Here is a 13,863-nt window from a genome sequence, read left to right as displayed (position 1 = left end):
TTTTATAAAATATTAGATAAAAATCTATGATTTATAATATATGTGTTTTCTTTTTAATAGTTTATAATATCGATTAAATACGTGTATAGCCGATTAAATGCATATAATATTAATATAACGTACTTGTTTTATAAATAAAATCTATATTTAGAGCTCCCTAAATTATGAATGTTTATTATGAAGTTCTTGCACAAAACATTGTTTTTGATTGTTATACTCTTCAGCCTATTTTCTTTTAGTCAAGAGCAAAATAAAGCTGTTGATGTCTCTTTAAATTCTATCATAGATAAGTTACCTGAAATTTCAATAGATTCTACTGCAGCCGAGATAACAACGCATGTTGATGCAATGATAGATTGGATGACAGGAGAACACTATAATCTTAACTATGCCCCGATTTTAATTTATAGTGAAAAAGGATTATCACTAGCTGAAAAAAGTGAAAATAAAGCACATATTCATAAAGTCAGGTCAGTTATTGGGAACACATTACTAGCTGTTAAGGATACCATAAGGGCTAAGAAACTATTTTTAAAATCATTAAACGAAGCAAAAAAGGCGAAGGATAGTTCACTTATTTTAAAATCCAAAGGGAATCTTGCAAACCTCTATTATTCTATGGAAGGTTATCAAAGTAAAACGATAAGCTCCTACCTAGAAAGTATTGAAATTGCATCCCGTTTAAAAGATACCACGCGCTTATTTATTTTACATCATAACTTATCAAGAGCATATAATGAAGCAAAAGATGCAAAGAATAGTGCGTATCATATTGATAAAACAGGAATCTATCTAAACTTATTGAATAACCCTCCCCATTTTAAAGCGAGTCATCTTCATAATAAAGGAAGAATGCTACTTCTATTAAATAAACCAGAAGAAGCTATCAAAAACTTCAAACAAACAATAGCTCTTTCTCCAGCTAATGAATTCAAAGAAGCTCTAATAGAAGGCTACACAGGTTATAAAGAAGCTTTAGCAATGAAAGGAGATTATAAAGGAGTGTATGAGGTTAATAAAAAATTAGAAGTATATGAAATAGAAAAAAATAAAGATGATGACAGAAATATCATTGAATCTGCAACAGCAAAATTAAATGCAGAACGTTTTAAAGATCAAATCAAATCAAAAGAGTTAGAAAAAAAATTATTAGAAGAACAAGCCGAGAGTAAGACCTTATTAATTTGTGTTATTCTGGCTATTTTAATTTTAGTTTCTATCATTTTTATTCAGACGTATATTTCCAATTTTAAACGCAAACGATTAATAACAGATCTTAAGAATAAAAATGTAGAATATTTAGCTGCAAAAAAACAAAGTGAAGAACTCACTAAGGTAAAATCAAAGTTTTTTGCAACAGTGAGTCATGAGTTACGAACTCCGCTGTATGGTGTTGTAGGGCTGAGCTCTATTTTATTAGAAAATAATGATTTGAAGAAACACGAGAAAGACTTGAAATCATTAAAGTTTTCTGCAAATTATCTATTAGCTCTAGTAAACGACTTATTACATATTAATAAAATTGAGAATACTAGTTTTAAAGAAGAAAAAACAACGTTTGATATTAAAGAACTTTCATCTACCATAGCTTCTTCTTTTGAATACGTAAGACTACAAAATCAAAACGAAATTAAAATTCAGATTCAAGAAGATGTTCCTACATTCTTGCACGGCAATTCTGTAAGACTATCTCAAATTTTAATGAATTTAATAGGGAATGCCTTCAAATTTACTGAGAGAGGTGAAATTATATTAGCTATTAAGAATATAAAGAAAACTACCGAAACTGCTACGATTCAATTTATAGTTAGTGACACAGGACCAGGTATCGAAAACCATAAATTAAATCAGATTTTTGATGAGTTTACGCAAATAGATTCTATGTCTTCTAAATATCAAGGTACTGGTTTAGGATTGCCTATTGTTAAAAAACTAGTAGAGCAAGCTGGCGGTGAAATTAGAGTAGAAAGTGAATTAGGAAAAGGAACAACGTTTATATTTAATCTAGATATTGCTATTTCTAATGAATTAGATACGACTACACCTGCTCCTATTTTAAATTTCAAACAATTAGCTAAGAAACAAATTCTAATTGTAGAAGATAATAGGATAAATCAAATCGTTACTAAAAAGATTCTTGAAAATGAAGATGTGATATGTACGATTGCACAAAATGGGGAAGAAGCAGTAACTCTTGTAAAAGAAAACGCATTTGACTTAGTTTTAATGGATATTAATATGCCTGTTAAAAATGGTTTTGATGCGACTGTGGAGATTCGACAATTTAATACGTCTATTCCTATTATTGCTTTAACAGCTGTTGAGATAGAGGGGCAAAAATCCCAAATCTTTAGCTCAGGTATGAATGATATCATTCTAAAGCCTTATGATATTGATACGTTTAAAAAAATAATTGTCTACAACCTATCAGTACACCTCAAAGATGAATTGCGAAAGCTAGCTTAGTTGTAGATTATTTTTGAACGTATGAATAGCATACTTATAGATCATAATAGAAGATAAGACTACATTTAGTATCCAGAGAGGAATACCTACAAGGAGTAATTGTCTTGCACTATTGTTAACTTCTGTAAACTCATTAAATTCTGACAGTAACGCTCCCAAGAAATAAAGAGTAACGAGAAAGTATAGAGTTCCAAGTATGAGACCTAATATTTTATTTTTAAATATAATTTGAAGAATTAAAATACCAATGATTCCAAGAAAAAGTGGGTTTATAGAAAAAGGAGGGGTATATCCCGCTAATAAGATTAAAATAATTAAAAGATATTCAGGTAATTTTAAAACGATTGATTTCATGTTATTTTTTTCTATCCCTTTATATTAAACAGTATATGATATGATTTCGTATTTATTCGGAAAGATTAAATTGCCATGAAATACCATACCTGTCTTGACACCATCCGAATTTTTCACCAAAACCGTAATCACCAGTTTCATAATTTTCAAGCGGAACCATTATTTGGCCTCCATTTGACACGATTTTTTCAAATAAAGTATCTATCTCCTCCTCAGAACTACACGTAACAAATAGCGATACTCCTGGCGAAAATGACCATGCATGATTGTAATTGCTTTCAGAAACCATATATGCAGTACCATTTAATGTAAAAACACCATATTTAATAAGCTCTGGTGTTCCTCCAGCTTCTCCTTCTTGATAGTTTACGATGCTTTTAATTTCTGAATTAGGAAAGATAGAAGTATAAAAATCTATAGCTTCCTTAGCCTTTCCGCATTGTTCACCTACAAATGTTAGAAATGTGGTTGTTTTCATTTTCTGAAAGTTTGAGTTCAATCTTAAAATTACTAATTATATTATGAATACTCATCTTGAAAGTTAGTATAAGTAATTAAGAGAATTGATTGGTTTTTCATTATAGATAATCACGATGGAACTTATGACTCTTTTTTCTTTACGATATCTCTTACAAACACGCCAACCATCACCACCATAAACAAGGCAAATGGGAGGGAAGTGATGATCAATAATTTTTGCAATGCAACCAAGACACTAATTTCTGGACGGGCATTGCCCAATACAATCATGGCAATAGCAAATAGCGCAATTCCTACAGACCAGATCAAACGATGTCTGCGTTTAGGCGTTGGATTTCCTTTATCAGTAAACATGCTCAATACAAATACCGCCGAGTCTACCGAAGTGACTAAAAAACTAATCAGTAAAACCATTGTAATCACATTGAGTACACTCGCAAATGGATAACTTTCAAAAAACACAAAAATGGAAGAAAATACATTGCCAAATTCGTTGTTATATGTTCCCCAATTCTCTATGAGTGTAAAGGCACTATCTCCAAAAACACTAAACCAAAAAAAAGTCCCCATGGCCGGAATGATCAAGACACCCAGTAACAATTCTCTAATCGTTCTTCCACGAGAAATACGCGCAATAAAAATGCCTGTAAACGGAGCCCAAGCGAGCCAAAATGCCCAATAGTAATACGTCCAATCTGTTAAAAAAGCTTCCCCAGGATTATACGATCCAATCGCAAGACTAAGTGGGATAAAATCTTTTATATAAAGGGTAACCGCTTTCGCGAAAGCGGACACAACCGCTACCATATCACTTTGCACAAACACATAGATGAGAATGGCTAAGGTGATCCATATATTAAGCGTAGAAATACGTTTGATGCCTTTATGCATCCCTTTCCAAACCGATAGAAAGGCAAGAATAGCAATACATATCGTAATACCAATAGTCGTCCAAAGACCAAAGTTCCCTTGCGTAATATGATTGAGACCTCCATTAATTTGTGTGGTTCCTAACCCTATAGCACCTACAAGCCCAAAAACAGTCGTAACTGTTGCTAGAATATCAATACCATGTGTCGGTAGTTTATGGGTAGTGATGCTTTGTATCGAAGCACTAATAAGCGCAGATCGTTTTTTGGTAAATAGATAATACCCAATAATCAACGCAAAGAGGCCATAAAATGCCCATGCGGTAAATCCCCATTGATAAAAAGTATATTCTAAGGCTATAATTTCTGGTGAAGCACCCGTCTGTATCGGTGGGTGTTGTTGCATAAAGACAGGCTCTTGTACCGCTCGTAAGAGAATGCCTGCACCCATACCAGCACTATATAACATGGCGATCCATGACCAACGTGAGAACTCAGGCACATCTTCAGGACTCCCTAATTTCTGTTTCCCGAAAGGGGAGAGGGCTAATCCTACAATGAAGAGTACGCAGAATAATCCTAAATAGAGATAGAAATGACCAAACCATTTACGAACCCATAAGGAAGCATTTTCAATACTATTGTAAAACCCTGTAGTATTTACAAATACAAAGCCTGCAAACAAGAGTAAAAGCCCTATAGAAATAGTGAGTACAGGGTATTTTTTGATGTGTTCAAAAAGTTTCAGTGGGTGTTGATTTTGCGATCGAGGAACTAAGGTACTTAAAATATGTTTTTATTCCCGCGAAGTCGGGAATCTCCTTCTATTTTCACAATCAAAAAAAGGGACACCGTATCGATGTCCCTTTTGTATATACTAAATAAACAGCTTACTGCTTTACTGCTTTTAATTCAGTTTCGTTACCGTCTTTGTCTAATAACTTTACTTCATCAAATCCCATTTTTTGGAACTGTGCATATTGTGTCGCAGCATCACCAACAACGAGATACGCCATTTTTGACTCATCAAGATATTTGTTTGCTAACGCTTTGTGTTGCTCTAATGTCATATTACGTACGGTAGCTTCTTCTCCTTCTATATAATCTGGAGCTAAGCCATAAGCACTCATCTCTTGTAGCATACCTAATAATGCACCTTGTGTTTCAAAACGACGCGCATTCGACTTAATTAAGGCATTCTTAGTAAACTCAAGATCTTCTGCAGTGATTCCTTCTTTATAACGAGCAATCTCGTCTTTAAAGATTTGTACAGACTCTCCAGTTGTATTGGTACGTACACTAGAAGAAGCCGTAAATGTTCCAGGAATCTTTGTTCCACTAAAACCAGTACGAGCGCCATATGTATACCCTTTTTCTTCACGAAGAATTCTATTTACAACGCCATTAAAAGCGCCTCCTAAATTATAATTCATGACTTCGGCAGGGTAAAAATCTTTATCTGTACGCGCAAGTCCTATATTTCCGATACTAATTACAGATTGTTTTGCATTTGGTACATCTACAAATAATAAAGATGATTTACCTCTTTGTGAAGGAATCTCATAAGTAGGCATTGTCACTTCTTTTGCTGCCCATTTTGATTCAAGATCTTTCAATGCATTTAACGCAGTCTCTTTCTTAATTTTTCCTACAATATGAAATCTACTTACTGATGGAGAGAAATTTGTATTATAAAATGCTTTTAAATCATTCATTGTGATTGCATTTACAGATGCTTCAGTACCGCTAGATGGGTATGAGAAAATATGATCATCTCCATACAATGTTTTTGTATATACTCTGTTTGCAATAACATTTGGATTAGCATTAGAACGCTTAATTCCATTTACGGTAGCTATTTTGATACGTCCAAATTCTTCTTCATCCCAACGTGGTTCTAATAGAATTTCTTCAATAAGATCCATCGTAGCTTCAAAATTACGTGTAAGTGTATTTCCTTGTACTACAATAGATTCACGTCCTGTAAACATTCGGATACTCGCACCAAGACTTTGAATAGCTTTTTCTAACTCTGCAGGTGTTTTAGTAGCCGTTCCTTCCATCAAGATATCTGTCATAAGGTTTGCTACCCCATTTTTATCTTTACTGTCTAGTAAATGACCTCCTTCAATAACAAGGTTAAAATTAACCGTAGGTATTTCATTTTGTTCAATACCATATACTTTCATTCCATTAGCTAATTCTGTTGTCCAGCTATCAGGAATGTTAAGTGCAGGAGCAGGTCCTTGTGAAGGCTCTACAGAGCGATCAAAATTTGAAGGTGTTTTTACAACTTCAGTTGCTGCATCTTTTACTTCTTTAGTTACATTTTCTGTAATAGCTTCCTCTACAATAGGTGCTTTTTTAGAATTTTCAACAATCAAGTCTAATTGTCCTTTAGGTACAAAACTGGTTAATACATACGGCTTGTCTTTAATGTATTTGTTATATACACGCATGATATCTGCCTCGGTTACTTTTTTGATATTCTCAATATCTTGCTCGATAAAACTAGGCTCTCCTGCAAATACATTGTATTGTGCCATTTGGAATGATTTACCTAATACACTACTGATGCCATTATAGAAATCTGTTTCTAAACTTGCCTTGATACGATCTACATCCCCTTCAGGAATACCATTAGTTTCAAAACGTTGCATTGCTTCAAAAATTCCAGTCTCTACGTCGTCAAGATCTTTTCCTGCACTCGCAGTTACGATAATATGAAATTCTCCAGCTAATTCTTGCGAATTGTTATATGCAAATGCATTTGACGTTAATTCCTTCTCTTTTGTGAGCACTTCATAAATAGGTGCTTCTTTTCCGTCAGAAAGGATTTCTGCTAGAAAATCTAATGCATACGCATCATCAGTATATTGCTCAAGTGTTGGCCAAACCATATGTAATTGTGGCGCTTGCGCGAAATTATCTTCGTGGTACAATTTCTTTGTTTCAGCAAGTGTAACACGTTGTGGCTTTAGTTTAGGAACGTCTTGTCCTTTTTTGATTTCGCCAAAATACTTCTCAATCATTGCTTTTGCTTCTTCTGTTTCGAAGTCTCCAGCAAGTACTAACGTTGCATTGTTAGGACCGTAGTATTTTGCGTAAAATTCTTTTACATCATCGATAGTTGCATTCTGAAGATCTACTAACTCTCCAATGACTTGCCAATTATAAGGATGACCTTCTGGGTAGATATTTTTATCTAACACCCAGTTTGTATGTCCGTAAGGGTTATTATCTACACGCTGACGCTTTTCATTTTGAACAACCTCTTGTTGATTGTAAAATGCAGATTCTGTTACCGTGTTAATAAGGTATCCCATACGGTCACTTTCTAACCACATCACCATTTCCATAGCATTATTTGGAACAACTTCATAATAGATAGTACCATCTTTCCAAGTACCTCCATTAAGTGTACCTCCAGCATCTTGTATCTTTTTAAAGAACTGATCTTGTGGTACATTTTCAGACTCTTGAAATAACATATGTTCAAAAAGATGCGCAAATCCTGTACGTCCTGTTTTTTCACGATTAGATCCTACACCATATTGGATCGCTAAAGAAACAATAGGATCACTTTTATCTTGATGTAAAATGACATCAAGTCCATTTTCTAGTTCATATTTTTCATAATCTACAGAAAGAGAAGCGCTATCTTCGGCATTACTACCATTAGAGCTACTTTCATCTGTACAAGCAATAAAAAAACCAGAGCATATGAGACCCATAAACGCTAGTCGTAAAGATTTTTGTAAAGTCATTTTTTTTTATTTATTAAGAAGCCTACAAGGTACGATACTCTCTTTGTGTATAAAAGGGGTTTTGTGTTAAAGAATTTAACGTTTGTAAGGGGTTACAGGCATTTTTTGAAAGAATTAATGATGCCTTATTTACTTTTCGCGAAAGCGTAAAAAATCAAAAAGATTCTTAACCTATATATGATATTTTAAACTTGTCAAATTGTTATATGTCTGATAACTAATGTGTTAATTTTTTGCTTAATTATAATAATAAAACATAAAATTGAGTTATATGTTTGTAATATAGAGTATTAACTATAAATTTTTATTAATATGCTAAATGATATTTTAAAAATCAGCAGAATTAAAGAATTAGAAAAAGAAGAACAAGAAACTATTAATGGAGCTTCCCTTCCTTGCTATGCTTGTTTTTGTTATCTTAATACAAACCCTAGGTGTTGTTGTGTTAATTAAGAAGTTTAAAAGCGAGTTACGACTCGCTTTTCTTTTTTCATTACTTTAGTATAATGAAACAATTAATAGTTGTAGGTATTACTTTAATTATATTATACATTGTTATAAGTATATTATTATATTATTTACAAGACTATTTCTTATTTAAACCAGAAAAACTACCTGCTGATTTTCAATTCTTTTATGAAAATCAAGAAGTAGATGAATATACCATAGAGACAAGAGACGGTGCACAACTGAATGGACTCCATTTTAAGGTTAAAAAACCTAAGGGCGTTGTGTTGTATCTCAAAGGAAATTCTAAAAGCATTAAAGGATGGGGAAAATTTGCCGTAGATTTTACGCGTAATGGCTATGATGTTGTGATGATGGATTACCGAGGTTTTGGAAAAAGTACAGGACGTCGTAATCAGAAAGCATTGAAAAGAGATCTACAAGTAATTTATAATAAATTAAAAGAACACGTAGATGAAAAACATATTATCCTCTATGGACGTAGTTTGGGATCTGGACTTGCTACCAAAATTGCCTCTGTAAATAATCCGAGGATGCTTATTCTTGATGCTCCCTATTATAGTCTTACCAAAGTAACGGCACGCTATGCGCCGTTTATGCCTCTGTCTTTATTGATTAAATATCCGTTACCTACCTACAAGTGGCTTAAATATGTACAATGTCCTATCCATATTATTCATGGTACCGATGATAAATTGATTCCCTATAAAACGAGTGTGAAACTTTCTAAAGTGAAACCTAAGTTAACTAAAATGTACACCATCATTGGGGGCGGGCATAAAAACCTCAATAACTTTGAGAGTTATCATAAAATGCTTACCGAAATTCTTAATTCTACACCAAAAGAAATCGATTTGGAAGGCTCTAGCTTCAACGTAATTCATAATACAAAGCGTAAGAATGCGTAGGTAGTATAGATACAACACCTTTTATTTTCTATACTAATAAATCATGTTATTACATCATTTAGTGTAGACTACTTTTCTTGAAACATTACTAATAAAATCTGTTGTGCATTTTGACAAAACAACTGTGATAGTATCCTATCAATCTTCATTATTTCCCTCAAATCCTAAAGGAAGTACTAAAGATTTCTTCGATTCACCCTTCAGGGAGGGGAAAAATCAAGAAATCTATTCAAAATGCACAACGGGTTAACAAAATTATATAAATCATCAATTAAATATTAAATAGTAATTGATCTATAAGTATTCTATTTTAATTAGTTACAAATTTAAATAGCCTTCTAATAGTAAGTTTTTGTGGGGACACTTTTTACTTTATCGATATTCATGAAAACTGGAATAGTTTCTTTGTAAATCCATATAAATGAATCTACATTTAAATCATACAAAACTAGTTTGTTAGACAGATTCTTTGACTGTCTTAAACTGATCAGAGGAATGTGTCATTTAAAATAGATAAATAATGTTAAAAAAGATTTCAAATGTAAAAGGTGCTCAAAAGTTGAGCAAAAAAGAACAGTTGTCAGTAGGTGGAGGTATGGGATTAACAACCTGTAACTCTGATGCAGATTGTGCAGGTGTATTTCCCGTAGGTTGCATCTTTGCCTGTGTACAGAGCGTAGGTTTATGCGTTTTTGACGTGTTAGCATGTGATGGATTTGGAGGATAATTTTAAAACAGTATGTAAATAAAACCACACACAGTTTATATACTGTATCAGATTAAGAAACACCTAAGTTTATGCTCTTATATACTTAGGTGTTTTTTTTATTCCTATTAAAAACAGTTACTTTGTCTCATTATAAACCTATGCAATGAAGCGTACACTAAAAAGAGGAGCAATCCTCCTGTTTATTTTGGGAAATCTTTATGGAATTTTATGTGGCGGATTATACTTTTTTCAAGAGAGTATGCTTTTTCATCCCGAACAATTACCCAAAGACTATGTTTTTGAATTTGATGTTCCTTTTGAAGAAATATACCAAGAAGGAGAAGGAGGAGTGCAACTTCACGGACTCCATTTTCCTGTAGCAAATGCTAAAGGTGTTATTCTTTATTTTCATGGAAATGCAGGTAGTGTGCGTCGTTGGGGGGAGATTACGCAGTTTTTCAGTCAAAAAGGATATTCAGTAATTGTAATGGATTATCGTAATTATGGGAAAAGTGATGCGAGCATAACTACTTCAAATCCAGAACAAGCCTTGTATGATGATAGTGAGGTTTGGTACGCTTTCGCGAAAGCGAACTATCCCGAATCCCAAATTCATGTATATGGGAGAAGCTTAGGGACCACTTTCGCTACCTATGTAGCAAGTAAACATACCCCTAAAAACCTTACGTTAGAAACACCGTTTTATAGTATCGAAGATGAGGCACGTTCGCGTTTTAGATGGCTTCCTGTAAAACGATTATTAAAATACAGGATGCCTACATATGAATTTGTAGATGCTGTTTCTTGCCCTATTACTGTTTTTCACGGTACTGATGATGCCGTAGTTGCTTATGAACATGGGCAGAAGTTATTTGAAAAAATAGCAACATCGTCTAAAGAATTTATAACCGTTCCTAGTGGAGGTCACAATGATCTTGTGACATTTCCAGAGTATACAACGGCAATAGATCGCGTTCTTAAAAAAGAAAAATAATTGTAACAATTATATAGGATACGCTTCTAAGAGGTAGTAGTCCTTTTTAGATAGCTTCCTTATGTTTAAGAAAACACTTCGTATTCTTTTAAAACTGTACCTAAGTACTTGGGGCATATTTTTGCTATTCTATTGTATAGGCATATGGAGAGCTAAGGTTTCTTTTGTAGAAGCCATCAAAATGCTAGGCGTATTTGTACCTACATCACGATTTCTTATTGGATTCCATATATTCTTTTTACTCGTTTATGTACTATTTGTTATCATACGATATGCAGTACGGGGATTTAAAAAAAGAGGATGGACGTTAGCACTTAAACGATTTAGCTTCTCACTTGTGATCCCAATTTTTGTGATCTATATAAGTATTAAAGGGATTATCTCTTTTAATAGTACTGAGTTCTTTAATTATGATTGGGATTATAGTATAGAAAATACATCTGAGAAAGCGACAAATCGCTACGAAATAGATGGAAAACATAGAGGGATGAGTGTTTTCTGGTCGTATGATCAAGAAGATGTGCAGAAAGCAACAAAAGACCTTATAAAAGATAATATTGAGTGGGCTACTGTGATTCCGTTTATAGATCAGAAAAATGAAACCACAAATAAAATAGAAGGTAAGGTAATTCCCGACGTTTGGTCTCGTCGGGATTCTGTAACGATGAAACATATTAGAAGACTACAAGAAAAGGAAATCAGCGTACATTTAAAACCGCATATTTGGTTACGTGAAGGGTGGCGTTCTAATATTCAACTTTCTCAGGAAGATTGGGATATATGGTTTAAGAGTTATGAGGAGCGCATGTTACAATATGCCCGTATGGCAGCAAAAATGGACGTCCCTTTATTTTGTATAGGTACAGAATTACGAACAGCCATTCAGCATCAACCTGATGTGTGGATTCCATTTATAAAAAAGATTAAAGAAATATATACTGGACAGTTGACGTATGCTTCCAATTGGGACGACCCTATAGAACGTATTCCGTTTTGGAAGGAACTCGATTATATAGGCGTACAAGCATATTTTCCTTTAACAACCAATAGAAATCCTGATTTAGAAACGATTAAAGCAGGTTGGGATACACATATAACAGCCTTAAAGAAAGCATCATCACAGTATGATATGCCAATTTTATTTACAGAAATTGGGTATCGAAGTGATGATGCAGCAACGATTGCTCCTTGGGAATGGGGCGCAGTAACAGGAGCGCTCACCAAGAAAAAATCTGATCAAACCCAACAACGTGCCTATGAAGCGATGTTTCAAAAATTATGGAATGAACCTTGGTTTGCAGGATGCTATATTTGGCAATGGCATACTCGAACAACTGCTGAAGGAGCAAAAACCAATGTAGACTTTACACCGCGTTTTAAACCTGCCGAAAATACCATTGCAAAATGGTACGGAACAGTAGGAGAAAAAACAATAAATCCAAAATGATGGTATTTTGGTTCTTCCCTTGTATCTTTGCACGCTGAAAAAGGAGTGGTGTTTTAAACCGCTTTCGCGAACTTGCCGGCAGGCAGGCAGGAGCGTATCTATACATAATCATTTGAAGTATCTATTATGAAAGCAGGAATCGTAGGATTACCGAATGTTGGGAAATCAACATTATTTAATTGTTTATCTAATGCTAAAGCACAAAGCGCCAATTTTCCGTTTTGTACCATCGAGCCTAATATAGGTGTTGTAAATGTACCAGACCCACGTCTTGAGAAATTAGAAGAACTTGTAAATCCAGAACGCGTAGTACCAGCAACGGTAGAGATTGTTGATATTGCAGGATTGGTAAAAGGAGCAAGTAAAGGAGAAGGATTAGGAAATCAGTTTTTAGGAAACATCCGTGAGACCGACGCAATTCTTCACGTATTGCGTTGTTTTGATAATGATAACATTGTACACGTAGATGGAAGTGTAGATCCCATACGCGATAAAGAAACAATTGATATTGAGTTACAATTAAAAGATCTTGATACGGTAGATAAGAAAATAGATAAAGTAAAACGCGCCGCGAGAACTGGAAATAAAGAAGCACAAGCAGAAGAAGCTGTGTTACTTAAATTAAAAGAAGGTTTAGAAGGCGGTATTTCTGTACGCGCTATAGATATAGATGAAGATGCACGTGAAGAATATGTAAAACCATTACAGTTTATTACAGATAAACCAGTAATGTATGTATGTAATGTAGATGAAAACAGTGCTGTAGATGGAAATGCATATGTAGATAAAGTACGTGAGACTGTAAAAGATGAACATGCAGAAGTATTAGTACTCGCTGTAGGTACAGAGGCAGATATTACAGAGCTAGATGACTATGAAGAGCGTCAGATGTTTTTAGCTGATATTGGTCTTGATGAACCAGGAAGTGCAAAATTGATACGTAGTGCGTATAAGTTATTAAATCAACAAACCTATTTTACAGCAGGGGTAAAAGAAGTACGTGCATGGACGATTAATATTGGTTCTACAGCACCGCAAGCCGCTGGTGTTATTCACACCGATTTTGAAAAAGGATTTATTCGTGCTGAGGTTATTAAATATAATGACTTTGTGGAGTACGGAAGTGAAGCTAAAGTAAAAGAAGCTGGAAAATTAGGTGTAGAAGGAAAAGGGTATATCGTAGCCGATGGCGATGTGATGCATTTCCTTTTTAACGTATAATTCAGTTTCCTTCTATACCTAATTGCTAGGGTGGTTATTCCATAAAATTTGTATTTGCGAAGCACAAATTTTATGGAATTTTCCGTTTTATTCCTTTTGAGGCTATATCGTAGCCGATGGCGATGTGATGCATTTCCTTTTTAACGTATAATTCAGTTTCCTTCTATACCTAATTGCTAG

10 protein-coding genes are annotated in these 13,863 nt (G+C 34.0%); 6 read left to right on the top strand and 4 right to left on the bottom strand.

Features of this window, described 5'->3' with window-relative positions; translation table 11 throughout:
* Nucleotides 1-204: 204 nt before the first annotated feature.
* The gene (locus Q1A60_RS10880) at nucleotides 205-2,466 is read left to right on the top strand and encodes an ATP-binding protein (protein ID WP_299765455.1); all 2,262 of its coding nucleotides are present in this window, start codon (nucleotides 205-207) and stop codon (nucleotides 2,464-2,466) included.
* Here Q1A60_RS10880 and Q1A60_RS10875 read toward each other — a convergent pair.
* The 4 genes from Q1A60_RS10875 to Q1A60_RS10860 all read right to left on the bottom strand — a co-directional run bounded on the left by Q1A60_RS10875 (nucleotide 2,458) and on the right by Q1A60_RS10860 (nucleotide 7,936).
* Nucleotides 2,458-2,820 carry a hypothetical protein gene (locus tag Q1A60_RS10875; RefSeq protein ID WP_299765453.1) on the bottom strand — a complete coding sequence of 121 codons (363 nt, stop codon included), beginning with the start codon at nucleotides 2,818-2,820 and terminating at the stop codon, nucleotides 2,458-2,460. The two genes, Q1A60_RS10880 and Q1A60_RS10875, sit on opposite strands and share 9 nt — an antisense overlap.
* A 52-nt stretch (nucleotides 2,821-2,872) precedes the next feature.
* Nucleotides 2,873-3,298, bottom strand: coding sequence for a VOC family protein (locus tag Q1A60_RS10870; RefSeq protein WP_299765451.1), 426 nt, complete (start codon nucleotides 3,296-3,298; stop codon nucleotides 2,873-2,875).
* 122 nt (nucleotides 3,299-3,420) lie between these two features.
* Nucleotides 3,421-4,875, bottom strand: a complete 1,455-nt coding sequence (locus tag Q1A60_RS10865) for a BCCT family transporter (protein WP_299765851.1) — start codon at nucleotides 4,873-4,875, stop codon at nucleotides 3,421-3,423.
* Between the two features lie 184 nt (nucleotides 4,876-5,059).
* Nucleotides 5,060-7,936, bottom strand: coding sequence for a pitrilysin family protein (locus Q1A60_RS10860; protein ID WP_299765449.1), 2,877 nt, complete (start codon nucleotides 7,934-7,936; stop codon nucleotides 5,060-5,062).
* A 506-nt stretch (nucleotides 7,937-8,442) separates the two neighbouring features.
* Between Q1A60_RS10860 and Q1A60_RS10855 the strand changes: the two genes are divergently transcribed.
* From Q1A60_RS10855 to ychF, 5 genes are all read left to right on the top strand, one after another.
* On the top strand, nucleotides 8,443-9,312 hold the full coding sequence (locus Q1A60_RS10855) for an alpha/beta fold hydrolase (RefSeq protein ID WP_299765445.1): 870 nt from the start codon (nucleotides 8,443-8,445) through the stop codon (nucleotides 9,310-9,312).
* A gap of 520 nt (nucleotides 9,313-9,832) precedes the next feature.
* Nucleotides 9,833-10,039 carry a hypothetical protein gene (locus Q1A60_RS10850; RefSeq protein ID WP_299765443.1) on the top strand — a complete coding sequence of 69 codons (207 nt, stop codon included), beginning with the start codon at nucleotides 9,833-9,835 and terminating at the stop codon, nucleotides 10,037-10,039.
* Between the two features lie 145 nt (nucleotides 10,040-10,184).
* A complete protein-coding gene (locus Q1A60_RS10845; RefSeq protein WP_299765441.1) occupies nucleotides 10,185-11,015 on the top strand; it encodes an alpha/beta hydrolase in 831 nt (276 codons plus the stop codon).
* A gap of 61 nt (nucleotides 11,016-11,076) precedes the next feature.
* On the top strand, nucleotides 11,077-12,462 hold the full coding sequence (locus Q1A60_RS10840; RefSeq protein ID WP_299765439.1) for a hypothetical protein: 1,386 nt from the start codon (nucleotides 11,077-11,079) through the stop codon (nucleotides 12,460-12,462).
* Nucleotides 12,463-12,588: 126 nt separating this feature from the next.
* A complete protein-coding gene (gene ychF / locus Q1A60_RS10835) occupies nucleotides 12,589-13,683 on the top strand; it encodes a redox-regulated ATPase YchF (RefSeq protein WP_299765437.1) in 1,095 nt (364 codons plus the stop codon).
* Nucleotides 13,684-13,863: the final 180 nt, after the last annotated feature.

The organism is uncultured Dokdonia sp. (assembly GCF_947492535.1).
Classification (GTDB): domain Bacteria; phylum Bacteroidota; class Bacteroidia; order Flavobacteriales; family Flavobacteriaceae; genus Dokdonia.
Note: the sequence above shows the minus strand (reverse complement) of the source record. Positions and strands in the feature narration are given on the sequence as shown.